Here is a 25,097-nt window from a genome sequence, read left to right as displayed (position 1 = left end):
GGGCTTTCGTAGTCCCTCTTAGCTGGTCACGCCCTCAGCATGCGCTGCGGCCGCGACGGCTTCCGCTACTGCGGGTGCCACGCGAGGGTCGAGTGGGCTGGGGACGATTTTGTCCGCCGCCAACTCGTCGCCGACCACCGACAGGATTGCCTCGGCGGCAGCGAGCTTCATACCTTCGGTGATGCGACGGGCGCCAGCGTCGAGCGCGCCCTTGAAGACACCGGGGAAGGCGAGAACGTTGTTGATCTGGTTCGGGAAATCACTACGGCCCGTCGCCACGATCGCCGCGTACTTCGACGCGGTTTCGGGGTGAATCTCCGGGTCCGGGTTGGAGAGTGCGAACACGATCGACTCGGGAGCCATCGAAGCGATGAGCTCCTCGGGGATCTTGCCCGCCGAGACACCGAGGAACACGTCAGCACCTTCGAGAGCCTCGATGGCACCACCATGCAGGTCACGGGGATTGGTGCGGGCCGCGAGTTCTGCCTTCACGTCGTTGAGGTCGCTGCGCTCACCCGAGATGATGCCCTTCGAGTCCAGCACGATGACGTCGCTGATTCCGGCGGCGAGCAGGATGTTCGCGCAGGCAACACCCGCAGCGCCGGCGCCGGAGATGACGACCTTGAGTGTGGTGATGTCGCGGCTCTGGACCTTCACGGCGCCCTTGAGTGCCGCGAGTACCACGATGGCGGTTCCGTGCTGATCGTCGTGCATGACAGGGCAGTCGAGAGCTTCGATGACGCGCTTCTCGATCTCGAAGCAACGCGGCGCCGAGATGTCCTCGAGGTTGACCGCGCCGAAGCTCGGACGCAGTCGGATGAGTGTCTCGACGATCTCGTCGGGATCCTTGGTGTCGAGAACCAGCGGAATGGAGTTCAGTCCGGCAAAGTTCTTGAACAGCGCCGACTTGCCCTCCATGACGGGCAGCGACGCGCGAGGGCCGATGTCGCCGAGTCCGAGAACCGCGGTGCCGTCGCTGACCACGACGACGAGTCGGTTGGTCCACGTGTATCGATCGGCGAGGGTTTCGTCTGCAGCGATGGCGCGGCTCACCTGAGCAACACCCGGCGTGTAGGCGATCGAGAGGGCCCGCTGCGTATCGAGCGGTGCTGTGGTCTCGACCGAGAGCTTGCCACCGACGTGAGCGGCAAAGATTTCTTCGTCGGTCAACTCGACCTTGGGTACGTTGATGGCTTCAGTCACGAGGGACACGATGACACTCCTGATTAGTCCAGCCTCAAGCGGGGCTGGGTTACTGGGAAGTAATCCTTCGGACCGCTGCGAAACTACGTTCACAACGGTCAGAGATCATTTCTTCCGCGAACGACTACTGAGAAGAAGAGCATTCGGCGTGCGCGAGAAAGTGGGCCGCAATACATCCGAAGCGTCATGGTGTGGGGCGGGTGAGCCCTGGCGTACCCATGCAATCTAGGTTTCGGGAGAAATTCTGACGAAACCTGCACTTCGGGGCCGGGCTGTGGCGCCGCCTCGAAGTAACTCCAGTTTGCCACCAGAGTCGGATCACAATCAAATCCTCCAAGCGGTCGGATTCCTCACCACACTCGAAACCGAACCGTCATCCCCACCCAGTCATCCCCACCGTGTCATCCCCACCCAGTCATCCCCACCACTGCGTCACCAATAACAGCCCCGCCACCACGAGCACGACCACCGATCCGGCAACCGCCGCGATACCCCGCCTGCGGTCGCACCAGATCTGCGCGGCGAGAGCAACCACCGAGGCCGCAATGTGCGCGGTGATCGACGTTGTTCCCGGACCCGGGAATCCGCGGTTGCCGCCCAGATATGCCGAACCGATGATCACGAGTGTCAAGACCACGATTCCGGCCGCCACGGTGCCACTCAGGGCGCGTAGAGCGCGGACCAGCAGCCATTGTCGTTTGTCGGCGGGATAGTCGTAATCGTCTTCGTACTGATAGTCCTGATATTCCTGGTACTGGTAGTCGTCCTCGTACCTGTCGTTCCGGTCGTACCTGTCGTCGTATGTCATCTCTTACGCTCCCGCGACGAATCCGCGGACTGATTCCGCAATGAGTTGAACCGCGATGGCGGCGAGCAGAAGACCGGCGATGCGTGCCAGCAGACTGATGCCACCCTCGCCCAGTATCCGGATCAGTGCGGTCGAGAAGCGCAGGACCACGAACAGCACGAGGTGGATGGACAGAATCGCCAACGCGATCGCCAGATACGACGCCGCTTCACCGTCGGCCTGGGCGACAAAGACGATGACGGCTGCAATCGCACCGGGACCGGCCATCATCGGCGTTCCCAGAGGAACGAGTGCGACGTTTACGTCGTCGGCTCCCTGCGGACGGTTGGAGGCCTTGCCGGTCAGCAGTTCGAGTGCGATGAGAAGCAGCAGCAATCCGCCGGCGCCCTGCAACGCCGGAATGCCGATGTGGAGGTAGTTGAGGATCGCCTGACCGCCGATGGCAAAGACCGAGATGACCGCAAGGGAGACGGCGGGGGCCTGCCATGCGGCTCGGTTGCGATCTTCACGGCTTTTGCGGCCGACCAGTGACAAGAACACCGGGATGACTCCGGGCGGGTCCATGATCACGAACAGCGTGATGAACACGGTGAGGTAGAGCGTGGTGTCGAGCATCAGCGCCCAAGTACCTCCACGCCGGTGGCAGCCGAGACGAGTTTGTCGAACTCGGCCTCGTCCGTGAGCTCGTCGCCGAGTCCGATCGTCTTGTTCTCGCCGTGGTAGTCCGAGGATCCGGTGACTGCCAAACCCAGGTCGACAGCCAGGCGGCGCAGGACGTCACGATCGTCGCTGCGATGGTCTGGGTGATCGACTTCGAGACCCCCGAGACCCAGCTCGGCCAGATCACGGATGTGGTCGAGCGCAAGCAATCCGCCGCGCGAACGGGCCCGTCCATGCGCAAGGACAGTTACTCCCCCGGCCGCTGCCACCAGTTCGACGGCGTACTCGAGCGGAGTGTCGTACTTGGGAACGTCGTATCGCCCTCGACTGGACAACAGGTCGGAGAAAGCCTCACTGATGCTCGACACCACTCCCGCTCGCATCAAGGCCGCTGCGACGTGCGGGCGTCCGACGGACGGACCGGCGTCGGCGAGGATCTGATCGGGATCGACGGGCAGACCGTCACGCGCCATCATGGTCGTCATCACCCGGATACGTTCGACGCGTTCGGCGCGCAGTCGCTCACGTTCTTTTGCGAATTCGGGGTGCGTCGGATCGAACAGGTACGCAAGCAGATGTACAGCGACCGGCCAACCACGCTCACCTCGACCTTCGCACGACATCTCCATCCCACGAACCAGGCTGACGCCGGCCGGCAAGGCCTGCGCCGCCTCGGCCCAGCCCGAAGTCGTGTCGTGATCGGTGATGGCGACGACGTCGAGTCCGGCGTCGGCTGCGGCGCGCATGAGGGCAGCCGGGGTGTCGGTGCCGTCCGATGCGTTGGAGTGGGTGTGAAGATCTATTCGCACTGTTCCAGTGTGTCAGCAATCGGCAACTTCATCGCGCTCCGGTGGGCGAGCCGGAAGCTGACGTACGATTACGCCGCAGCGGCAGCGCAATTCGATCAGGTGTCGCTGTAGTGCCGTTCCCCTGCCGTTCCACTGCATTACAGACCGAGAAGGAGCGAGCGTGCCAACCATGCCGTCACTGCCGAATTGGTCGAACGGCAAATCGACGCAAGCCGATGCGCCCAAGATCCCCGTTCCGGCTGCCCGCGCGATCGTCGACTGCGCGGTCTACGTGGATGGCGTGCGGTTGCCGGGCAAGTACACGCACCGCGCCGCGTTGGCCGAGGTTCGTAGTCGCGACAACGCGTTCGTCTGGGTGGGCATGCACGCTCCCGACGAAGGTCAGATGCAAGATGTCGCAGCAACTTTCGGACTCCACGAGCTGATGGTCGAGGATGCCGTCCATGCACACGAGCGCCCGAAACTCGAACGCTACGACGACGTCATGTTCCTGGTGCTGCGCACGGTCGTCTACGTGCCGCACGAGTCCGTCGCGACGGCGAGCGAGATCGTCGAAACCGGCGAGATCATGGTGTTCGTCGGCCCCGACTTCGTGGTGACCGTCCGGCACGGGGATCACTCCGAACTGGCAAGCGTGCGCAAGTCACTCGAGCAGAACCCCGAGCGCCTCACCATGGGCCCGTTCGCGGTGTTGCACGCGATCACCGACCACGTCGTAGACAGCTATCTCTCCGTCATCCAACTCGTCGAACAGGACGTCGACAGCATGGAAGAGTTGGTGTTCAACCCGCGGAACACCGTTGCCGTCGAGCACATCTACCTGCTCAAACGTGAAATCGTCGAACTACGACGCTCGGTCACTCCACTCGGATTGCCACTGCTCCAGCTGACCCAGCCCGCGGGCGGCCTCGTCCCGAAGGAGATCCGGCGATACTTCCGTGACGTACGAGATCACCACACGATCGTGGCCGAACGTATCTCGGAATACGACGAGGTGTTGAGTTCGCTGGTCGACGCCGCACTCGCGAAGATCGCGGTGCAGCAAAACACCGACATGCGCAAGATCTCCGCGTGGGTCGCTATCGCCGCCGTGCCGACCGGCGTTGCCGGTATCTACGGGATGAACTTCGAGAACATGCCGGAACTCGGTTACAAGTACGGCTACCAGTCCATCCTGTTCCTCATCGCGTCGGTGTGTGTCGGCTTGTTCTTTCTCTTCCGTCGCAACAACTGGCTGTGAACCTCGCACGCTGACTCCCTGTACTTGCCACCGTCGCAGGCGGACAATGGATATGGGTACGCATTTTCATTCCGTTCCCGAAATCCATTTTGCGACAAGCAAATTCAGATCCAAGGAGAAGTGGAGGAGCAACCATGCCTACAGTCGAGCAATCCGTGGAGATCGCGTTGCCACCCAAGGACGTCTGGGAGTACATCGCCGTCGCCGAGAACTGGCCCAACTGGGAGAATTCGATGGTCGAGTGCACACAGATCACCGACGGCCCGATGGGCGTGGGAAGCCGCTGGCACGGTGTCTCGCGAATCCTGGGCAAGCGTCTCGAGTGGACATCCGAATTCACCGAGTACGACCCACCGAGATCGTCGAAATCGACGTCCGTCGAAAGTCCGGTCAGCTTCTCGCAGACCACGACCTGCGAAGAAGTCGGTGACGGCACTCGGGTCACCTACCGACTCGACAGCGAAAGCGGCCTGGGAGGAGTATTCGGCAAGATGGCCGACCCGATCGTCACGAAAGCATTTTCACGGACGGTTCGGGTAAGTCTCGAGAACTTGGCGGACATCCTCGTGCACGCCGAATGATCTGACGGACAAAGCGCCAGCGCAGCTAGAGCGAGGCAGCGGAACGGTGCGGATCGCGGATGTCGATCCCCGCCTCGGTCCACGCTTCCCTCAGTGCCTCCGCGCCGCGCAGACGCACCCAGGCGGCTTCGGTACCGGTCAGGGGGACCACACCAAGGAAGCGCACCGGGTCGAACGGCTCCGGCAGCGTCAGGTCTTCGATCCCGCTGTCACCGAGAAGCACCGCCGTGAACGCAGTGTCCTTCCACAGCGGCTCGCCCAGGTCCAACAGTGCGTCCTCGAGCAGCACGACGCCTTCGACGGACGGCGCCGCGGCCAGCACCGCGAGCGTCCTGGCCACACCTGACGCCACACCGGTGCCACCGCGCAGCGTGAGTACCAACTCGGCGCGGGGTCCGCGTGTGGGGTCTGCGACCAGTTCGTTGGGGTCGCCCATCGGATGACGCGAGCACCCCAGTGTGACGTAGCGGACCAGGCCGTCGGGTGATTCGAAACGCAGCACGTCCAGCGGTTCGACACCGAGGAACGTCACCGAGGCCGCGGTGGGGTCCGGCCCCTCGATGCTGCTGACGAGATGGGCCCGGACGGAAGATACGACGCTGTCTGACACTCGTCCATCTAAACACCGTGCCCGCGAGGTTCGCAGCGCAGATACCTCGCGGTGGCGGTAGCGTCGTCGAAATGGTCTCCGTTCTCGCTGTCAGCGACGAGACCGTCGAATTCCTGTGGAGCAGTCAAGTTCGTTCACTCGGAGTCGACGTGATCCTGGGCGCGGGCGATCTGCCGTTTGCGTATCTGGAGTACCTGTCGGACCAACTGAATGCGCCTTGCGTGTTCGTTCCCGGAAACCACGACGCCGATCTGTCCGGATATTCGAACAAGAGATCGGGTTGGACGCGGGCCGGGATGCCTGCGCAGTGGCCGGGGCCTACCGGCGCAGTCAACGCCGACGGACGCATCGTGACCGTCGCCGGTCTGCGGATCGCGGGCCTCGGTGGTTCCATCCGATACAACACGGGTCCCAATCAATGGTCCGAGCGCGAGCAGAGCCGACGCGCTCGCTCGCTCGCCTGGCGAAACGCCTGGCAATCGCGGCTTCCCGGCGGCCGGGCGGGCGTGGATGTGCTGCTCACCCACAGTCCCGCCCGCGGTGTCGGCGACGCCGAGGATCGGCCACATCGAGGGTTCGAATGCTTCACGCCTTTGATTCACAACCTCGATCCGACGGTGATGGTCCACGGACACATCCACCCGCACGGGCGAACCCCTCTCGATCTGGAGGTAGGCCGGACTATCGTGCTCAATACCGTCGGCTTCACGCTGATGGAGATTTCCCCAGGTACTCCGCCGACGATCGTGAGGCGCCGACATGGCTCGTGACACCGGATTTCCCACAGCCGACGCGGAAAACGACTTCGCTCGTCAGCGTCGACGTGCCGACGTGGCACGTCTGGTCAGTTGGCTACGACGCGAACCCGACGACGTCAACGCGATCCTGCCGTTCGACGAGGTTGTCGCAGCTCTGGGCAAGGTCGGCGAGAAGTCTCTGGGGCTGCAGGTCGTCACCATCGAATCGATAGTCGGAAGTGTCGACCGCACAGGTGATTTCGACAGGTACTTCCGTCCGACGTCCACTCACTCGCGCGCTCGTTGGGAGCGACTTGCGGTGGCGCAACGACGCGGCGAATCGGTACCACCTGTTCAGTTGTATCGCGTCGGCTCCATGCATTTCGTGATCGACGGGCACCACCGAGTGTCCATTGCGTGTGCGATGCACCAGAAGACAATCGATGCGTACGTCACCGAGATCATCACGCGTATCTCACCGGAAGGCATCACTCAGCGCGCCGATCTGCTCATCAAGGATCATCGCCGCCTCTTCCTCACCCGCGTTCCGCTGCAGGGTTCACAACGCGAAGCCGTACAAGTCACGGACCCGTGGGAGTACGCCGAACTCAGTGAGTGCGTGGAGGCGTGGGGTTTTCGCCTCATGCAGGAGAAGGGTGAGTTTCTCGGCCGGGACACCGTCGCCCGCCGCTGGTTCGGTGAGGAGTTTCTCCCCGTCGTGCGAATGCTGCGAGGCGCCAACATGTTGCCCGAACACACCGACGCCGAGGCATATCTGTGGATTGCACGGGAGCGGTACCGGTTGGTGCGGCGCCACATGTGGAACGACGAGATCGTGGCCGAACTACGCGATCGAGCACCGCGAAAGCACAAGCCCGCTACGTAGCGACAGCGATCCGCACCTCTCGGTTCGGGATCTTCGGGTGCATGAATTTCAGCAACGCACGCGCTTCCTTCTCGATGGATGCGAGCGCGGTCTTCGGTTGCTGCGCAAACAGAGTCGCGCCCAATTCGACCGTCTCCTTGTCCGGCGTCACCGTCGCGAATCCCACCACCTTTCCGCGCACCAGGATGGCGGGCTTGATGATGCCGTTGACGGTGAAGACGCGAGTTCGGTACTGCTCGTCCATGATTCGCGAGCGGTCGGCGTGCGAGAGCAGGATGTTGTCGAACGGAGCAAGGATTCTGACCGGCGGTGTTCCGGAGGTCGGTCGTGGCGCGTCCGGCAGGTCGAACACCTCGGCCCCTTTCGCGTTGACAAAGGTGATCAAGCCGGGACGTAGCCTCTCGAAGACTTCGGCGAGTCTCGTGAGCCCTGACCACGCTTGCGCATCTTTCACACTGGCGGGCCCGAAGGCCGCCAGATAACGAAGCACCATCGCATCCGGATCCGGCGATGAACTCACTTCCGTGCCAAGCCAATTCTCCAAGGTCGTCAGTGCCGGTACTCCGGATCGTCCCCACAGGCCTCGCGGTGGGACCTGCACCATCGGCAGAAGTCCTCGAACTCCGTGCGCCAGTCCCTCGGCCGCGTGACCGGGAAAGCGCTCTGCCAGTATCGGTCTCATCTGCATCTGGGTGAGCGGCCCGTCCGCTACGAGGTCCCGTCCCGCCCGCGCCAGAGCGTCGAGATCCAACCCGGTGAGCGCCGCACGCTGTGTGCTGTTGGTGTGGAGATCGCGTTCCATGATCGTCTGAACCGTGGCCCGGAAGGGGCCCGCATCCGCGGCCGAAAGAGCAAAGACCGTGCCCCGCATGGCAACAAGCCGCACCACCTGGCGCTTCTCGACAAGGGTGGAGAGGTCTTCTGCCGCAAAGTTCTTCAGCCGCGCCCACAGCGCCAGGTAGGGCGGGTTCGGCGCCTGGGCCTGCAGACCTGCCAGGTGCTCGATCGCATCCAACGCACTGACCTCGGCCCTCCGCAGCAGGAACTGCCGCGCCAGAGTCGCCAGGTTGAGCTCGCGATCGGTGATCAGTGCAGCCATCGACAACTCCTCAGCGCTCGTGGTCAGTGGCGGTGACGATCTCGAACGGTATCTCGACTCGCGCGAGGGTTCCGGACTCTTCACCCGGTCCGACCGAGAACGAGCCACCCGCAGCAACCACCCGCAACTCGTGCGAGAGCAGTCCGATGTGTCCGGCAGCCCGTCGTTCGGCAATCCGATCGGCGCTGATCCCCCGACCGTCGTCCGAGACCACGAGCACCGCACGGTGGTCCAGTCGTGCAAGCTCGATCCGGACGTTCTGCGCGCCGGCATGTTTGACGACGTTGCCCAGAAGCTCTCGGGTGGCGCCGAACAAGACTTCGTCCGCGGACGTGCGTAGATCGTCGTTCCAGCCCGAAGTGTCGACGTCGACCACCACTCCGCCGCGTCCCTGCGCCGAGCGCGCGAGGTCCCCGATCGCGCGGGCAAGGCCCACGTGGACGAGAACTGTGGGATGCAGTTCCGAGACGGACGATCTCAACAGCGTGGTCGCTTCACCGAGCGCTTTTCCGGCTCGCGCCAACGCGACAGGCTCCGCACTGCCTGCCAATTCGTCGAGATCCATCCGCGCCGCGAGAACGTACTGGAGCGCCCCGTCGTGCAATTGCTCGGACAGTTCTGTGCGCTCACGCTGCTCCAGCCCCATGAGTTCGGCCAGAAGGCTGGTGCGATGCCCGACGAGGTGCCCGATGGTCAGCACGCGTGATCTTTGAATCCGAGTCAGTCCGATTGCGCCTGCGCCCACTCCGGCCAAGGCCATGGTGCTCAGCAGGATCGACGGCCACGGCTCGGAGTTCGAAGTCATCGTTGCCCAGCTGGAAACGAAGAACACCCCGATCGTGCAGGCAACGACGCCGACACACACGTCCGTCCGCAGTTGCGTACACGCCAGAACCGGAATGACGAAGAGCCCGTTACTCAAGATGTCGGCGGTCCAACTCTGCTCGGCCGCGAGACCGGTCAGCAATGTCAGAGTTGCGAGCACGGCAAGGTCGACGAACAAGCCGAGCCAGATCATCGTCACCGGACCGGTGCCGCCCTTGCGGATCCACAGCGCCACGGCTGCCGACCAGAGTGCATAGGCGCCCAGAATCGCGAAACACCATCCCGCGTCGTTCATCGGCGGGACGAAAATCAGTGTCAGGGCGATGAACAGCACCAGAGCGCCGCGCACCGTCAGTTGGAGGTACGCACCGCGGTAGGCGTGTTCGCGCATGATCCGCTCGAGGTCCGGGCCACCGGGCAGGTGCTCGGTTCGTACCGAGGATTCGTTCATCTGTCCTCCTGTGCCGCCCATCCCAGTTCCCTGTGAATGAGCTTCGCACACGAGATTTCACAATCAACCCGCAATACCGTGAATGGCACAGCATTCACCGAACCTCGAAACCACGCAGGAGTGCTCATGATCTCGACCCGAGCAAGCAAGCGCCGCATCGCCACTCGATTTGCCGTCGCCGGCGCCCTGGCAGCGGCGCCGATCGCCGTGGTGGCCGGGACAGCGCAAGCAACCCCGGCCTCCACCCATCACGAACAATTCGGCCGCCTGGTCCCCCTACCCGAACCAGCCGATGCAGCGCCCGGCCCCGAACAGGTACCGCTCCCCTGGGGCGCGACGTATTCGGTCACCTTGCCCGGGTAAAGGTCACAGCAGCAGATTGGCTCCCGTACCGCCGTCGAACACCGCGATCTTGGCGGGATCGAACCAGAGATCGACAGACCTGCCCTGGGCCACCGTGGACTCGGACGAGAGCCTGGCAACCAGTTGACCTCCACCAGCGACGGCCGTTCCCGAATCGGCAGCGAGTTCCTCGAGTTCACGAGAGTTGACGGCGGGGCCACCAGCGAGGAAATACGCGTACTTGTCCGAACCCATCGATTCCAGCACGTCGACGTCGACGGTGAACGTCCCGCCGTGCGGCTTCTGCGCTGCATCGACCAGCGCCACGTCCTCGAAATGCTCCGGTCTGATACCGACCACCACGTCCTTGCCCGAACCGCTGCCCGAGATCCTCGACTGCGCCGCCGCGGGCAGGCGAACATCGCCGATCGGCGTGCTCACACCGTCCGCCGTCAACTGTCCGGGGAAGAAGTTCATGGACGGGGACCCGATGAATCCCGCCACGAACAGATTGTTCGGACGATCGTAGAGTTCCTGCGGCGCACCGATCTGTTGCACGATTCCGCCGCGCAGCACGACTACCCGATCGCCGAGCGTCATCGCCTCGGTCTGGTCGTGGGTCACGTAAATCGTTGTCGTACCGAGTCGCTGCTGCAGACGGGCGATCTCCGTCCTCATCTGCACGCGCAGTTTGGCGTCCAGGTTGGAAAGCGGCTCGTCCATGAGAAACGCCTTCGGGCTGCGCACGATTGCGCGTCCCATCGCGACACGCTGACGCTGACCGCCTGACAGGTTCGCCGGTTTGCGATCGAGATGCTGGGTGAGGTCCAGGACCCGCGCAGCGTCGTCGACCTTGGCGTTGATCTCGTCCTTGGGCATCTTCGCCAATGTCAGTGGGAAAGCGATGTTCTGACGCACCGTCATGTGCGGATACAGCGCATACGACTGGAACACCATCGCGATGTCGCGGTCCTTGGGGGCGCGTTCGTTGACGCGTTCACCCGCGATCCGCAACTCACCGGTCGAAATGTCTTCCAGCCCGGCAATCATGTTGAGAGTCGTGGATTTTCCACAACCGGACGGGCCCACGAGAATGATGAATTCTCCGTCGGCGATGGTGATGTCGACATCACTGACCGCCTTGGCTCCGTCCGGGTACAGCTTGGTCACCTTGTCCAGCACGATCTCGGCCACAGGCTTATCCCTTCACTGCGCCGGAAGTAAGCCCGGCCACGATACGACGTTGGAAGAACAGAACAAAGACGATGATCGGAATGGTGATGACCATGGCGGCCGCGGCGATCGACCCGGTGGGCTCCTCGAATTGTGAAGCGCCGGTGAAGTTCGCGATGGCCGCGGGGGCGGTGATGGAGCGTTCGGTCGACGTCAGCGAAATCGCGAACAACAGGTCGTTCCAGCAGAAGATGAACACCAGGATTCCCGCAGTGACGATGCCGGGCGCGGCCAGTGGAGCCACCACCTTCCGGAACGCCTGCCCCGGCGTCGCGCCGTCCATCTGCGCCGCCTTTTCGAGTTCCCAAGGAATCTCTTTGAAGAACGCCGAGAGCGTGTAGATCGCCAACGGCAACGCAAAGGTGATGTACGGCAGGATGAGTCCGGCCCAGGTGTCGAAGAGTCCGAGCCGTCGTTCGATGTCGAACAGCGGGCTCACCAATGAAATCTGCGGGAACATCGCGATCAGCAGGGCAACAGCCACCAGCAGCTTCTTGCCCGGAAAATCCAGGCGCGCAATCGCGTAAGCAGCCATGGTTCCGATCACCACGGCGATGACCGTCGAGATGAGTCCGATGCCGATGGAGTTGATCAGAGCACTGGTGAAGGCGCTGGTGTCGAAGATTCCTCGGTAGTTGTCCAGGGTCCACTTCTCCGGAATGAACTTGCCGTCCTTGATGGTTCCGGCGGGCTTGAAGGACAGGCTCGCAATCCACAGGACGGGAACCAACGCGTACAGCAAGACCAGAAGGTTGACGACGGACCAGCTGATCTTGAGTCTGGGAGTCACGGTCATGTCAGCGTCCTTCCGTATCGGATCCGGGAGCCGAAGCACCGAAAAGTTTGATGAAGATGAACGCGATCACGGCCACACACACGAAGATCAACACGCTGATCGCGGATCCGATGCCCAAGTTGAATGCCTTGAACAGATTGTCGTAACCCAGAATCGACACCGACCCGGTGTCGTTCGCTCCCTTCGTGAGCACGTAGATGTTGTCGAAGATGCGGAATGCGTCGAGTGTGCGGAACAGCAGAGCGACGAGGATGGCGGGCTTCATCAGCGGAAGGATGATGCGTACCAACCGGGTCCACGCGCCGGCGCCGTCCACCTGAGCCGCCTTGAGAAGGTCATCGGGCACGAGCGCCAAGCCGGCGAGCAGGAGCAGCGCCATGAACGGCGTCGTCTTCCAGACCTCGGCAAGGACGATGATCGCGAGCGACGGGATCTGGTCGGTGAGCGGCGCACTGCCGTCGGGCAGGAGATTGGCGAGGTAGCCGGTCCCCGGCGTCCACGCGTAGTACCAGCTGTATGCCGCCGCGACGGTGACGATGCCGTACGGGATGAGCACAACGGTGCGGACGAGCCCCTTACCCACGATCGTTCGGTGCATCACCAGTGCGATGGTCAGTCCGAGAACGAACTCGATGACGACCGAGACAACCGTGATCGACGTCGTCACCGCGAACGCTTGCCACCAGTAACCGTCGGTCAGCACCGACACGTAGTTGTCGAACCACACGAACTTTCGTTGATCCGGGAAGCGCAGGTCGTAGCGCTGCAAACTCAGCCAAACGGCGTAGACCACCGGATATGCGGTCACCGCGATCATGAGAATCGCGGCCGGGGCCACCAGCCAGAGACCGAGGCGACGCTCGGCCGCCTTTCCGTCCGACATCTTCGACTTCGCGGAGTGCTTCGGCTCCGGCGATGCCGTCGCGACTGTTGGTGCAGCTCCCGAATTTTCGCTGTCGATCGTCACGGAATCAGCCCCTCGGAATTGACTGCCTTGCGTACCTGCTCGGCAAGATCGTTCACGGTCGATTCCGGATCGATGTTTCCCACAGGGTTCAGCGTGGCAGTGATGAGCGTCGAAATACTCTGATAGGCAGGAGAAACCGGACGAACCGAAGCGGTGTCCAGGCTGTCGCGAACCTCACGCCACGCCGGGTACGCCTCCTGGAACGCCGGGTCGTCGTACAGGCTCTCGAGAGTCGGCGGAACGCCACCGGCTACCGCGTTGTTGCGCTGATTCTCCTCGTTACGCAGACAGGTGAGCGCCTCGAACGCGAGGTCCGGATGCTGGCTGGTCTTGGCCACCGCTACGTTGAAGCCGCCGATCGTGACCTCGGCCGGCTTACCCTCGATCACCGAGGGATACGGAGCGGCAAGGAAATTCCGTTCTCCGTTCACCGTGAGCACCGTGTTTCCGGTGTTCTCACTGGTGACGTTGCCCTTGTCGTCGATGTACGGCAGATCGCCCTTCTCGGCATTCTCCATGATGCCGGGCAGCACGAACGGCCAGTTGACCTGGAAGGCAGATTTGCCGCTCTCCATACCCAGTCGCGACGACGCTTCATCCCCCTGCGAGATCGAGGGATCCGCACCCTTGGCGGTAGCGACGCGCTTCATGACGGTCAGCGCCTGCTGGGCAGCATCACCGTCGGCCACCGTCACGGTTGTTCCGTCCGGCCCCACCACCGATCCGCCGGCACTGGCGAGAAGGGTGTTGAACCAGACCATCAATCCTTCGTACTGCTTGCCCTGCACACCGATCCAGCTGGGGCGCCCCTCCGCGGCCAGGCCTTCGGAGATGTCGATCATCTGATCCCAGGTTTGGGGTGGTTGCCCGTCCGGCATCAAATCCTTTCGATACCAGAGCAATTGGGTGTTGGTGTTCAATGGCGCCGCATAGAGCTGGTCCTGCCACTTCGCCGACTCCAGCGGACCCTCGAGCGTCCCGTTGCTGACCTCGGCCGCCACGTCGTCAGGAAGCGGCAATGCCCATCCCGCTTCGGCGAATTCGGCAGTCCACACCACGTCGAGCGTCATCAGATCGAGTGACTTGTCATTGCCGGTCAGACGCCGGGCCAACTGAAGTCGCTGGTCGTCGGCACCCTTGGGCAGAGTTTTCTGCTCGACCCGGTACGCGCCGTTCGACGCCGCCGAACAATTGGCGGCGGCCTCCGCATACTGCTCGGCGCCGTCGGCAGCGGTGTAGAAGGACAGCACCACGCCGTCGTCATTGTCCGATCCGCACGCACTGAGCAAGGGCGCCAACAACAATGTTGCCGCGCCGAGCAGCCCCGCCCGCAATTTCTTCTTCTGTCCCGCCCGCGATCTCTCGTTCTGCCCCGCCCGCGATCTCTTGTTCTGCACAGCCGTCCTCCTCGGGCGGCGAGACGGCGCAGTCGTTACGGCTGGCCGACGCACCACACATCGGCACTTTTGCCGGAGAAGGGACCTATTTCCTTGTCCGGCAAACGGTCACGGGAAGCGAGTACTATCTCGCCCGCGTGTACATAAAGTAACCGAGATCACACAAGTTGGCAGCCCGAGCGAGAATGTCAGATGGCGAGCTTGGCGAGCAGGTCGCGCGCCGACTCCGCCGTCTTGGGCTCACACAGTACGTCGTAACGTCCGGCGACCAACTGCATCGTCGAGGCGAAGTCCCGCTGCCCACGCGTCGCGGCGTACGGAATCGTCGTTGAGATGACACCGAAGATGATGCCGCCCACGATGCCCGCGATCAGCGGAGCGAGGAAACCACCGGTGACGATTCCGAGCACCAGGCCGAAGAAGACACCGAGCCAAGCACCGGAGACGATGCCGCCACCGATCACCTTGGCCCACGTCAACCGACCGAGAACTCGCTCGACCTGCATCAGGTTCACGCCGACGATCGTGACGTCCTGAACCGGGAATTCCTGATCGGAGAGGTAATCGACTGCGCGCTGCGCCTCGGCGTAGGTGGGGTACGACCCGATGGGCCATCCCGAAGGCGGTGTCGGCAACGCTCCACGGCGCGACCCATTCGACGATTGACCGAGCGGATTGGACATGGCTGGCTGCGCTCCTCTTTTCGGGCACGTCATCCACGCGGATGACGCAAGTACATCTACCCCCTATTGTGCCCTTTACAGACCTGATTCGTTCGGCTATGCGAGCGTCAGGCGTGTTCGGGCGGCGTGAATTCCGACGTGCGCGCCATCCCCGCGGCGCGGCCCTTGGCCGAAATCACCAGTGCCATCTTGCGACTCGCCTCGTCGATCATCTCGTCGCCGAGCATGACGGCGCCCCGCCCTCCCCCGGCGGCCGAGGTGTGGAACGCGTACGCGTCCAAGATGAGTTCCGCACGGTCGTAATCGGATTGGCGCGGACTGAACACCTCGTTGGCCGCCTCGATCTGCGTGGGGTGCAGAACCCACTTGCCGTCGAAACCGAGCGCTGCCGTTCGCGCAGCCGACCGAGTGAAAGCCTCGACGTCGCGGATCTGCAGGTACGGCCCGTCGATGGCCTGGACGCCGTGCGCCCGCGCGGCCATCAAGATGGTCATCAGGATGTGGTGATACGCGTCACCGCGGTCGTAGCCGTCCGGTTGCTCACCGACGACCAGAGTTCGCATGTTCAAGCTCGCCATGAAGTCGGCCGGGCCGAACACGAGCGCCTCGACGCGGGGACTCGCGGTGGCGATCGCGTCGATGTTGGTCAAGCCGATCGCGTTCTCGATCTGCGGTTCGATCCCGATCTTGCCGACCTCGAGACCGTTGGCCTTCTCGACCTGCGTCAACAACAAATCGAGCGCCTGGACGTGACTCGCATCGGGAACCTTGGGCAGCAGAATGGCGTCCAGATGCGCTCCGGCGCGGCCCACCACCTCCACGACGTCGGCATACGTCCATTCGGTGGTCCAGTCGTTGACCCGGACGACCTTGACCTGTTTGCCCCACCCGTCCTCGGCCAACGCGTCGCCGATCGACTCCCTGGCCGCCTGCTTCGCCAGCGGCGCCACCGCATCTTCGAGGTCGAGAAAGATCTCGTCGGCGGGCAATCCCTTCGCCTTGTCGATCATCTTCCGACTGCTGCCGGGAACTGCCAATACCGATCGACGGGAACGGTTGCGTGAAGTCATTGCGGACTGCCCTTCTCGATTTCGGTGGCGCCGTTGCAGATTTTGACGCTGGACGAATTAGCCTTGCAATCATGGCAGCAGCAGGCAAGGTATTTGCAGCCAGGCTTGCCGGCCTGGTTGTACTCGGCCCGGACGGCGAATCGATCGGTCGTGTGCGCGACGTCGTCATCACGGTCCGTATCGGACGCCAGCAACCGCGGGTTCTCGGTCTGGTGATCGAAATGTTCACGCGCAAACGTATTTTCGTTCCGATGTTGCGTGTGACAGCCATCGAACCGAGTGCAGTCACCCTCACGACGGGCAACGTCAGTCTGCGGCGCTTCAACCAGCGCCCGGGCGAAGTACTCGCTCTGGCGCAGGTACTCGATTCGCATGTGCGCGTGGACGACCCGGAACTCGAGGAGCTTCACGGCGTCGACACGATAGTCGTCGATCTCGGAATCGAATCGACGCGGACGCGAGACTGGGTGGTCTCCAAGGTCGCGGTTCGCGGCCATCGCGGACGCCTCGGTCGACGCGCGGCGATTCACATCGTCGACTGGCAGCACGTCGCCGGCCTCACCCAGAGCGATCTCTCACTCCCCGGCCAGGGCGTAGCTCACCTGCTTCTCCAGTACGAAGGCATGCGACCCGCCGATGTGGCCAACGCCATGCGCGAACTGCCGGAGAAGCGCCGCCACGAACTGGCCGTGGCGCTCGACGACGAACGCCTCGCCGACGTCGTGCAGGAACTGCCGGCGGACGACCAGACCGATCTGCTGATGCACCTGGAAGTCGAACGCGCCGCCGATCTACTCGAAGCGATGGATCCCGACGACGCCGCCGACCTGTTGGGCGAGCTGCCCGAAACCGAGGCCGAGTCACTGCTTCAGTTGATGGACCCGCAGGATTCCGAACCTGTTCGACGCCTGCTCGAGCATTCCCCGGACACTGCCGGTGGTCTGATGACGCCCGAACCGGTGGTACTGACGGCCTCGACGACGGTCGCGGAGGCCCTTGCCCGCGCCCGCAACTACGACGTGACCCCGGCGCTGTCGAGCATGGTCTTCGTCGTACGTCCGCCGACGGCGACTCCGACCGGGCGGTATCTCGGCTGCGTCCACTTGCAGAAGCTTCTCCGCGAGCCTCCCGCCAGCCTGGTAGGCGGACTACTCGACACCGACATGCCCCGGTTGGCCCCGGACGACTCGTTGGCGTCGGTCACCCGATATTTCGCGACGTACAACTTGGTATGCGGGCCGGTCGTGGACGACGAGAACCACCTGATCGGGGCCGTGACGGTCGACGACGTGCTCGATCACCTCCTGCCGGAAGACTGGCGTGAGGATTACTCCGACGACGAGGAACTACTCCGATGAGCGAACGGGCGTCGAGCACGACCGCACGGCAACGACTGGAAACGCCCCGCGGAAGCCGCCGGTTCAATCTCGATTTCGACGTCGAAGCTGTCGGGCGCGTCAGTGAACGCATCGCCCGCTTCCTCGGCACCGGGCGTTATCTCGCAATCCAGACGATCATCGTGATCGTCTGGATCCTGATCAACGTGTTCGCGGTGGCCCTGCAGTGGGACCCGTACCCGTTCATCCTGCTCAACCTGGCCTTCTCCACCCAGGCCGCCTACGCGGCGCCGCTTATCCTGCTGGCCCAGAACCGTCAGGAGAACCGCGACCGGGTCTCGCTCGAGGAGGACCGCTCACGCGCCGAGCAAACCAAGGCGGATACCGAATTCCTCGCCCGAGAACTCGCAGCTCTGCGTATCGCCGTCGGCGAGGTTGCCACCCGCGACTACCTGCGACGGGAGCTCGAGGAGATCAAGTCGATCCTTGCTGCCGACGGCGAACCGACCCCGAAGAAGAAGCACCGTGACTCGAATACTGCGAAACAAAGTCACAACTAGCTGAGCGTTCGCTGAGTTTTGCTGCACGCACCGTGACCGATATGTAACGTAAGTCACAGCAATATGGATATCACGGTGGGTACTCCGGAGCGGGAGCGCCAGCAAAGGGGAATCGTGCGAGTACGCGGAATGATTGCAGCATCCACACTGGTGGGGGGACTGCTCGTCGTAACAGGTCCAGCGGCCCTCACTGCCGGAAGCGCACCGACCGGAGGGTCACAGGTTCCGATCGCACTGGCGGGCTCCGCCTCGATTGCGCAGCCGGACTCTGTCGACTTCCTCCCGACGCCCCGCACGGTCCGAACGCAAAGATCTGCCCCGCCCAGCGATACGGTCGCCGGCGCCCCGGCAGCGCCCAACGCTGCGGCCGTCGTCCTCACCTCTCTGGGCATCCCCGAGATCGTCCTGAACGCGTACCGCTCCGCGGAGCTGGTGATGATGACCGAGGCACCGGGATGCGGAATCCCCTGGCATCTTCTGGCCGGCATCGGACGCATCGAATCCGGTCACGCCAACGGCGGCAAGACGACCTCGGTGGGTACGACGGTCACCCCGATCCTCGGCCCCGTCCTCGACGGACGGCTGGCAGGCAACGAGGTCATTCGGGACACCGACAAGGGCGCAATCGACGGCGACCCCACTCACGACCGCGCCGTCGGGCCGATGCAGTTCATTCCGGCCACCTGGGCCGGATATGCCAGCGACGGCAACGGGGACGGAATCAAGGACCCCAACAACGTCTTCGATGCGGCACTCTCGGCAGCGAAGTACCTCTGCAGCGGCGGACTCAACCTGCGCGATGTCGCCCAGGAGACCAAAGCTGTTCTGCGATACAACAACTCGGCCGCTTACGCAGCAAACGTGATCATGTGGTCGACGGCATACAAGAACGGTGTCATTCCTTCCGGTCAGCTGCCGTACACCTCGGGCATCAACACCGGCAGCTCCGCGATCAACGCCGCCGCCTCGGCAGACTCCGCCGCTTCGGCCGTACTCGCCGCGGCTGCGGCTACCGATCCGGCGGCCGGCGACAAGGAATCAGCGTCGACGACGCCGACCCCGACCACCACTCCCCTCTTCCCGGGTCTGCCGGACATGCCTGCACTCTCACCCGAGATCCAGGCACTGATCCCGCCGGGCGTCATGCCGACCAGCCCCGCTCCGGGACCCAACGCCGCCCGGAACGCAGCTCCCGGTCCGATCATCCCGCTCCCCGTCCTCACCTCGCGGGGTCTCGTGTGGCCGATTCTGACGGCCGAGGGATGGCGCTGGCCCGACGACATGTGTGTGATCCTTCCGGACCCCGCAGCCCTCGACGCCTTGCAGGACGGCATCCTTCTGCCGTGCACGATCCCGGGCATGGCAGTGGCCGCCACGGCACCCGCCACCACCGACGCGGCTCCCGCGGAATCCTCTCCACCCGCCGCCCCCTCTCCGGAGCCCGCACCGGCACCCGCACCCGCACCGGAGCCCGCTCCGGCCCCGGCTCCGGCATTCGTTCCGTTCTTCCCGGGCCTGCCCGGCATGCCCGCTCTGTAACCGAAAAATCACGAAAGAACAGTGCATATGCCCCAAACTGCCCTTCTAGATCACGGTTGAATAACGGAAACGCAACAAATCAGGTAGCCTCGACTCCGTCAGTTGAACGGAAAACCTCCTCGCGGAGGTTCAGGAGGCATACACAGTGGGTCGGCACAGCAAGAAGACAGATTCGCACATCCGTCGAAATTCGGTCATCGCGCTCACCGGACTCATCCCTATCGGACTCGTCACCGCAGCCAACACGGCCGGCGCCGCTCCCAAGGTCCCGTTCTTCAACACCAGCTCCGCCGAAACGGTGGACACCGCCGCACAAGCCACGCAGGAACCGCAGGCGCAGATTCTGCCCGCCGTCGAAGCAATCGCCGAGCCGGCTCCCGCCCCCGCGCCGGAACCCGCGCCGCTGGCTCCCGTGCAGGCCACTCCCCCGCTCCCCGCGTCCATGGCCGAGGGAGCACTCGGAATCCCGAGCGTGAGCGTCGCCGCCTACCAGAACGCCGAGCGGATCCTCGCCGTCGAGAAGCCCAACTGCAACATGCACTGGACGCTCCTCGCCGGTATCGGCCGCGTCGAATCCGGCCACGCCAACGACGGCAAGGACGCCGACGCGAACGGCAACCTCTACAAGCCCGTGATCGGCCTGCCACTCAACGGCAGCCTCCCCGGCCAGGCCGTCATCATGGACACCGACGGCGGCGCCCTCGACGGCGACACCGTCTACGACCGCGCAGTCGGCCCGATGCAGTTCATCCCGTCCACGTGGAACCAATACGCCGGTGACGGCAACGGTGACGGAATCGCCGACCCGCAGAACCTTTTCGACTCCGCACTGACCACCGGCAAGTACCTGTGCGACGGCGGACTCAACATGCAGGACGTCACCCAGGTTGCCTCCGCGATCCACCGCTACAACAACTCGGCCGCCTACGTCGCCAACGTTCTGGCCTGGTCGCTCGGGTACTCCACCGGCATCGTGCCCGCCGCATCGGACCTGCCGCGCATCCACTGACCTACCTGGACTTACCATGGAGTCATGTCTGTACTGACCGAGTCCGACGTTCGCTCCGCGCTCGCGCGAGTTCTGGACCCAGAGATCCGCAAACCCATCACCGAACTGGGGATGGTCAAGGGGATCTCCCTCTCCAGTGACAACAGCGTCGACATCGGCATCTATCTCACGACCGCCGGCTGCCCGATGCGCACCGAGATCACCGAACGCGTCACCAAGGCCGTCGCCGACGTCGCCGGGGTCGGTGCGATTCGCGTCGAACTCGACGTCATGGACGACGCCCAGCGGACCGAGCTCCGCAAGTCGCTTCGCGGCGATTCCGCCGAACCCGTCATCCCGTTCGCCCAGCCGGGTTCACTCACCCGCGTCTACGCCGTAGCCTCCGGCAAGGGTGGAGTCGGAAAGTCCAGCGTGACAGTCAATCTCGCGGCAGCAATGGCCGCGCGCGGACTGTCCGTCGGCGTGCTCGACGCGGATATCTACGGCCACTCGATCCCCCGCATGCTCGGCACCGACGCCAAGCCCACTCAGGTCGAGCGCATGATCATGCCGCCGGTTGCACACGACGTGAAGATGATCTCCATCGCGCAGTTCACCCAGGGCAACACTCCTGTCGTCTGGCGCGGACCGATGCTTCACCGCGCGCTCCAGCAGTTCCTCGCCGACGTGTTCTGGGGCGATCTGGACGTGCTGCTTCTCGATCTGCCGCCAGGCACCGGTGACATCGCCATCTCGGTGGCTCAGCTCATCCCGAGCGCCGAGATCCTGGTCGTCACCACACCGCAGCAGGCCGCTGCCGAGGTCGCCGAGCGAGCGGGCGCCATCGCCCTGCAGACCCGCCAGCGCGTCGCCGGCGTCGTCGAGAACATGTCGTGGCTCGAACTTCCCGACGGCACCCGCATGGACGTCTTCGGCGAAGGCGGCGGGCAGACCGTCTCCGATCGCCTCACGAAGGCCGTCGGCGCCAAGGTTCCGCTTCTCGGACAGATCCCGCTGGATCCGTCCGTCCGCGAGGCAGGCGACGCCGGGACGCCGATCGTCCTCAGCGCTCCCGATTCACCCGCAGCCATCGCACTCAAGGACATCGCCGACAAGTTGGCCGTCCGTCAGCGCGGGCTGGCCGGAATGTCGCTCGGTATCAACACGGTTCGCAACCTGTAGAACCCCCTCATACGGAAGGGCGCCTGTCACCGATCGGTGACAGGCGCCCTTGCGTATGTCGAATCTAGGTTGCGTCGAAGTCCACAGGAGGACGTTCGCCGGCGGTGAGTGGCTTGTCCTTCGACAGCGTCTTCGGCTCCTGCACTCCGCTCTGCGGCTTCTTGTCGAAGTTGCCCGTGAAGATGGAGTCGTCGCCGTCGAGGAGGTGTTGGGTGATCACAGCGCGCGGCGTCATTCCGCGCAGCTTGTTCAGATCTGCGAGTGGTTTACGCAGATCCTCGAAATCGGTGCCCAGTTCTTCCTTGAGCTGATTGGAAGCGCCCGAAGCATATTCGCGCACCTGCCTCAGGGATTTCGTGACCCAGGAGACCGCACCAGGAAGCCGCTCAGGTCCCAAGATGACCAGAGCCGCTACGAGGAGGATCATGAACTCGCCCCAACCGATGTTGCCAAACACAGGGTCAGCCTACTGTGTGCTCGCTCGGTGCGCGCATGTCCGGATCAACCTCACAGGAAGATCGCAGGGTCCGATCAGTCCGACACCGGCGTGACCGAAATGTCGACCTGCCGTCCGTCGCGGATCAACTGAACGTTGACGGGTTGGTCGACGGTCGTCGCGTTGACCGCAACCACCAATTCGTCGGCGCTTGTCACCGGTCGGTCACCGACCTTGACGATGACGTCACCCTCGACGATCCCCGCACGTTGCGCTGGGCTGCCGTCGCGCACGTTGGCCACCGCAGCACCACTGGTCGCGTCGTTGACCGCGGTGCGTGCATTCACGCCGATGTCGGGGTGATGAACCTTGCCGTCACGGATGATGGTCTGCGCCACCTCGGTCACCGTGTCGATCGGAATCGCAAAGCCGAGCCCGACCGAACCGCCGGACTCACTGAGCATTGCGGTGTTGATGCCGATGACGCGGGCTTCGTCGTCGACGAGCGCACCACCGGAGTTGCCGTGGTTGATCGCCGCGTCGGTCTGGACGGCGTCGATGACGGCGTTGGTGTCGGTGCCTTCACCCGACAACCGCAGAGGCCGGTTCAGTGCACTGACGATTCCGCGGGTGACGGTCTTGCTCAATCCGAGCGGTGAGCCGACGGCGACGACGTCGTCGCCCACCTGAACATCCTCGGATTTTCCGAGCTGAGCGACCGTCAGATTGTTCGCCGACACCTTGAGCACTGCGAGGTCTGTCTTGACGTCCCGTCCGACGATCTGGGCGTCGGTCTTGGTTCCGTCGGAGAAGATCACCTGGATCTTCGCGTCCTGAGCGGGCGGAACGGCCGAGGAGATCACGTGGTTGTTGGTGACGATGTATCCGGCGCCGTCGATGACCACACCGGAACCCGTGCTGCCCTGGTCGCCGACGGCGACCTGAATCGACACCACGGATGGCAGTACCGCGTCGGCGACTTTCGCCACCTGAGACTCCGGCTGTTCCCCACCGCCGGATTGAACGAGCGTGACACGTGAGCTGGTGAGTGAACTGCGATCGGCAGTGATGACAGTGGCAAGCAATCCACCGACGAGAGCGATGACAAGCGCCATGCCCGCAAGCGCGGCCAGTGCCGAGGGGGCGACCTTGCGACCGAACAACAGCTCACGCACGTCGAGTTTCTGGGCGGGAGGCAACTGCACCGGCGCCTCGGACTCTGCGGGCTTGCCCAGCGAGACGGCGGATTCAGGATCACGCCACGGATCACGCGGCGTTTCTTCGTCGGGCGTGTTGTTCGACGTCGCATCGGGATCGCGACCGATCGACTCGGTGGCGTCTGCGGGTCGACCGAACGCTTCGGCCAGAACCGGGTCCGGAGTCCCGATCACGACATCGGAGGACGGAGTCGATCGCGCGGCCACCGGAGTGAACGAGCCCTCGACTCCACTCGGCCGACCGAACACCTGGCGCGAGGCCGGATCGATCTGGGGTCGATAGACCGGACGGGGGTCGAGAACCGGCGCATCTGCCGGTCTGTCCACCGAACCGTTTGCCGAAGAATCCGAACTCACTCCGGAGTGCCCCCTTTTTCCGTCAGTCACATGGTCCAGTATCACTGATCCGCGCCGGGAAGCTGGCGCGCGGCGTCATTTGCGCCAGCGACGGGACAACCTCTTGCTGATGGTGGAGAAGCCGGCGGGTTGATTACCGACGGAACTGTCGGCGTTTTCCGAATTCGGCCCGGTAGTCGGACTGTTGCACGAAGGAATCTGGCTGAGAAGTCCCACCAGGGACAACGGCATCGTCATCTCGCCGCTTCGACGCAGCGCACCACGTGCCTGCTGCTGAGCATCGACGGCCGCAGCGCACTCGGCACAGATCGAGATGTGATGCGAGGCCCGCAAGTAGGCCTGCATTCGGAGTTCTCCGTCGACGTAGGCAGCGATTGCCTCGCTGGCCAGATGTTCGGTCGAACCGAACTGGCGATGTGCCCGCGCCTCCGTCATTCGTCCCTCCAGGTGATTGACCACGTCCCGCTCTGTAGCTCGAACCCGACCGTCAGAAACCGACGAGTTCGGATTCGGCTGCGCGCTGCGCTGCCAGATGATCACGAATCGCCTGTCGCCCACGATGGATACGGCTACGAACCGTTCCGAGCTTCACTCCCAGTGTGGCACCGATTTCCTCGTACGACAGACCTTCGATGTCACAGAGCACGACAGCGGCACGAAATTCAGGTGCGAGTGAGTCCAGTGCGGCCTGCAGACCTGCGTCGAGGCGCGCGTCGTGGTAGATCTGCTCGGGGTCCGGACCGGGCGAGGGAACGCGGTCGTAGTCCTCGGGCAGCGCTTCCATACGGATGCGATTGCGTCGGCGAACCATGTCGAGGAACAGGTTTGTGGTGATGCGGTGCAACCAGCCCTCGAAAGTTCCGGGCTGATAATCGGAGAGCGAGCGGAACACCCGGATGAAGGTGTCCTGCGTCAAGTCCTCGGCGTCCTGGGCATCGCCTGACAACCGGTAGGCCAGGCGGTACACCCGGTCACCGTGCTGACGCACGAGTTCGTCCCAAGACGGCATGGAGGACTTCTCACCAGTTGCATCGAACACAGCAGTGCCGATCAATTCGGAATCCACAGCCGATTCCGTCGTCAA

At 63.7% G+C, this 25,097-nt stretch carries 27 protein-coding genes; 10 read left to right on the top strand and 17 right to left on the bottom strand.

The genetic code is table 11. From position 1 onward, the window contains the following. Positions 1 to 18: 18 nt before the first annotated feature. The 4 genes from V3587_RS06445 to V3587_RS06430 form a co-directional block, all read right to left on the bottom strand. On the bottom strand, positions 19 to 1,212 hold the full coding sequence (locus V3587_RS06445; protein ID WP_003945072.1) for an NAD(P)-dependent malic enzyme: 1,194 nt from the start codon (positions 1,210 to 1,212) through the stop codon (positions 19 to 21). A gap of 406 nt (positions 1,213 to 1,618) precedes the next feature. Beyond that, positions 1,619 to 2,011, bottom strand: a complete 393-nt coding sequence (locus V3587_RS06440; RefSeq protein ID WP_007736120.1) for a hypothetical protein — start codon at positions 2,009 to 2,011, stop codon at positions 1,619 to 1,621. Positions 2,012 to 2,014: 3 nt separating this feature from the next. Next, positions 2,015 to 2,629, bottom strand: a complete 615-nt coding sequence (locus V3587_RS06435) for a MarC family protein (RefSeq protein WP_164490628.1) — start codon at positions 2,627 to 2,629, stop codon at positions 2,015 to 2,017. Beyond that, positions 2,626 to 3,480 (bottom strand): PHP domain-containing protein, encoded by an 855-nt coding sequence (locus V3587_RS06430; protein ID WP_007736119.1) that lies wholly within the window; start codon positions 3,478 to 3,480, stop codon positions 2,626 to 2,628. Before V3587_RS06430 ends, V3587_RS06435 begins: the two co-directional genes overlap by 4 nt. 169 nt (positions 3,481 to 3,649) lie before the next feature. Here V3587_RS06430 and V3587_RS06425 point away from each other — a divergent pair, with 169 nt between their 5' ends. Continuing rightward, the gene (locus V3587_RS06425; protein ID WP_007736118.1) at positions 3,650 to 4,720 is read left to right on the top strand and encodes a magnesium and cobalt transport protein CorA; all 1,071 of its coding nucleotides are present in this window, start codon (positions 3,650 to 3,652) and stop codon (positions 4,718 to 4,720) included. A 134-nt stretch (positions 4,721 to 4,854) separates the two neighbouring features. Continuing rightward, positions 4,855 to 5,301, top strand: a complete 447-nt coding sequence (locus V3587_RS06420) for an SRPBCC family protein (RefSeq protein WP_054187353.1) — start codon at positions 4,855 to 4,857, stop codon at positions 5,299 to 5,301. 25 nt (positions 5,302 to 5,326) lie between these two features. Here V3587_RS06420 and V3587_RS06415 read toward each other — a convergent pair whose 3' ends face one another. Further along, positions 5,327 to 5,911 (bottom strand): suppressor of fused domain protein, encoded by a 585-nt coding sequence (locus V3587_RS06415; protein ID WP_007736116.1) that lies wholly within the window; start codon positions 5,909 to 5,911, stop codon positions 5,327 to 5,329. A gap of 71 nt (positions 5,912 to 5,982) precedes the next feature. Here V3587_RS06415 and V3587_RS06410 point away from each other — a divergent pair, with 71 nt between their 5' ends. Next, positions 5,983 to 6,681 (top strand): metallophosphoesterase family protein, encoded by a 699-nt coding sequence (locus V3587_RS06410; protein WP_283376220.1) that lies wholly within the window; start codon positions 5,983 to 5,985, stop codon positions 6,679 to 6,681. After that, positions 6,671 to 7,534 carry a chromosome partitioning protein ParB gene (locus tag V3587_RS06405; RefSeq protein WP_116058079.1) on the top strand — a complete coding sequence of 288 codons (864 nt, stop codon included), beginning with the start codon at positions 6,671 to 6,673 and terminating at the stop codon, positions 7,532 to 7,534. Before V3587_RS06410 ends, V3587_RS06405 begins: the two co-directional genes overlap by 11 nt. Here V3587_RS06405 and V3587_RS06400 read toward each other — a convergent pair. Further along, entirely contained in the window at positions 7,527 to 8,633 is a 1,107-nt protein-coding gene (locus tag V3587_RS06400; protein WP_064444032.1) for a winged helix DNA-binding domain-containing protein, read from the bottom strand. The genes V3587_RS06405 and V3587_RS06400 overlap by 8 nt on opposite strands. A 10-nt stretch (positions 8,634 to 8,643) precedes the next feature. Continuing rightward, positions 8,644 to 9,909 (bottom strand): sensor histidine kinase, encoded by a 1,266-nt coding sequence (locus tag V3587_RS06395; RefSeq protein WP_116058295.1) that lies wholly within the window; start codon positions 9,907 to 9,909, stop codon positions 8,644 to 8,646. Between the two features lie 126 nt (positions 9,910 to 10,035). Between V3587_RS06395 and V3587_RS06390 the strand changes: the two genes are divergently transcribed. Next, positions 10,036 to 10,272: a hypothetical protein gene (locus tag V3587_RS06390; protein WP_207624637.1), complete on the top strand. Its 237-nt coding sequence runs from the start codon at positions 10,036 to 10,038 to the stop codon at positions 10,270 to 10,272. Between the two features lie 3 nt (positions 10,273 to 10,275). On the opposite strand, the gene V3587_RS06385 is transcribed toward V3587_RS06390, so the two are convergent. The 6 genes from V3587_RS06385 to V3587_RS06360 all read right to left on the bottom strand — a co-directional run bounded on the left by V3587_RS06385 (position 10,276) and on the right by V3587_RS06360 (position 16,397). After that, positions 10,276 to 11,445 carry an ABC transporter ATP-binding protein gene (locus tag V3587_RS06385; RefSeq protein ID WP_116058077.1) on the bottom strand — a complete coding sequence of 390 codons (1,170 nt, stop codon included), beginning with the start codon at positions 11,443 to 11,445 and terminating at the stop codon, positions 10,276 to 10,278. A 4-nt stretch (positions 11,446 to 11,449) separates the two neighbouring features. Beyond that, a complete protein-coding gene (locus V3587_RS06380) occupies positions 11,450 to 12,280 on the bottom strand; it encodes a carbohydrate ABC transporter permease (protein WP_054828231.1) in 831 nt (276 codons plus the stop codon). 1 nt (position 12,281) lies between these two features. Then, complete coding sequence (locus tag V3587_RS06375; RefSeq protein WP_044480569.1) at positions 12,282 to 13,163, bottom strand: carbohydrate ABC transporter permease; 882 nt, start codon at positions 13,161 to 13,163, stop codon at positions 12,282 to 12,284. 80 nt (positions 13,164 to 13,243) lie between these two features. Then, the gene (locus V3587_RS06370; protein ID WP_037131899.1) at positions 13,244 to 14,581 is read right to left on the bottom strand and encodes an ABC transporter substrate-binding protein; all 1,338 of its coding nucleotides are present in this window, start codon (positions 14,579 to 14,581) and stop codon (positions 13,244 to 13,246) included. Positions 14,582 to 14,832: 251 nt separating this feature from the next. Continuing rightward, positions 14,833 to 15,327, bottom strand: a complete 495-nt coding sequence (locus V3587_RS06365) for a general stress protein (RefSeq protein ID WP_003945065.1) — start codon at positions 15,325 to 15,327, stop codon at positions 14,833 to 14,835. A 107-nt stretch (positions 15,328 to 15,434) separates the two neighbouring features. After that, positions 15,435 to 16,397, bottom strand: a complete 963-nt coding sequence (locus V3587_RS06360) for an HpcH/HpaI aldolase/citrate lyase family protein (RefSeq protein ID WP_054826602.1) — start codon at positions 16,395 to 16,397, stop codon at positions 15,435 to 15,437. Between the two features lie 71 nt (positions 16,398 to 16,468). Here V3587_RS06360 and V3587_RS06355 point away from each other — a divergent pair, with 71 nt between their 5' ends. From V3587_RS06355 to V3587_RS06335, 5 genes are all read left to right on the top strand, one after another. Further along, positions 16,469 to 17,755 carry a magnesium transporter MgtE N-terminal domain-containing protein gene (locus tag V3587_RS06355; protein WP_003945077.1) on the top strand — a complete coding sequence of 429 codons (1,287 nt, stop codon included), beginning with the start codon at positions 16,469 to 16,471 and terminating at the stop codon, positions 17,753 to 17,755. Then, positions 17,752 to 18,294 carry a DUF1003 domain-containing protein gene (locus tag V3587_RS06350; protein ID WP_003945067.1) on the top strand — a complete coding sequence of 181 codons (543 nt, stop codon included), beginning with the start codon at positions 17,752 to 17,754 and terminating at the stop codon, positions 18,292 to 18,294. Before V3587_RS06355 ends, V3587_RS06350 begins: the two co-directional genes overlap by 4 nt. Positions 18,295 to 18,369: 75 nt before the next feature. Then, positions 18,370 to 19,833 (top strand): lytic transglycosylase domain-containing protein, encoded by a 1,464-nt coding sequence (locus V3587_RS06345; RefSeq protein ID WP_225320098.1) that lies wholly within the window; start codon positions 18,370 to 18,372, stop codon positions 19,831 to 19,833. Positions 19,834 to 19,978: 145 nt separating this feature from the next. Then, complete coding sequence (locus V3587_RS06340; protein WP_003945171.1) at positions 19,979 to 20,842, top strand: lytic transglycosylase domain-containing protein; 864 nt, start codon at positions 19,979 to 19,981, stop codon at positions 20,840 to 20,842. A gap of 24 nt (positions 20,843 to 20,866) precedes the next feature. Then, a complete protein-coding gene (locus V3587_RS06335) occupies positions 20,867 to 22,003 on the top strand; it encodes an Mrp/NBP35 family ATP-binding protein (RefSeq protein ID WP_003945178.1) in 1,137 nt (378 codons plus the stop codon). Positions 22,004 to 22,067: 64 nt separating this feature from the next. Here the strand turns inward: V3587_RS06335 and tatB are convergent, their stop codons facing one another. The 4 genes from tatB to sigE form a co-directional block, all read right to left on the bottom strand. After that, positions 22,068 to 22,460: a Sec-independent protein translocase protein TatB gene (gene tatB / locus V3587_RS06330; RefSeq protein ID WP_003945177.1), complete on the bottom strand. Its 393-nt coding sequence runs from the start codon at positions 22,458 to 22,460 to the stop codon at positions 22,068 to 22,070. Positions 22,461 to 22,534: 74 nt separating this feature from the next. Beyond that, entirely contained in the window at positions 22,535 to 24,013 is a 1,479-nt protein-coding gene (locus V3587_RS06325) for a trypsin-like peptidase domain-containing protein (protein ID WP_283376219.1), read from the bottom strand. A 75-nt stretch (positions 24,014 to 24,088) separates the two neighbouring features. After that, positions 24,089 to 24,448 (bottom strand): hypothetical protein, encoded by a 360-nt coding sequence (locus V3587_RS06320; protein ID WP_003945180.1) that lies wholly within the window; start codon positions 24,446 to 24,448, stop codon positions 24,089 to 24,091. A gap of 52 nt (positions 24,449 to 24,500) precedes the next feature. Beyond that, positions 24,501 to 25,097, bottom strand: a complete 597-nt coding sequence (gene sigE / locus V3587_RS06315) for an RNA polymerase sigma factor SigE (protein ID WP_029255812.1) — start codon at positions 25,095 to 25,097, stop codon at positions 24,501 to 24,503.

Origin of the sequence: Rhodococcus sp. IEGM 1306, assembly GCF_036541985.1 — a bacterium.
GTDB classification, from domain to species: Bacteria; Actinomycetota; Actinomycetes; order Mycobacteriales; family Mycobacteriaceae; genus Rhodococcus_F; species Rhodococcus_F qingshengii.
The sequence above is the reverse complement of the archived record's forward strand: the minus strand, read 5'-3'. Positions and strand labels throughout refer to the sequence as shown.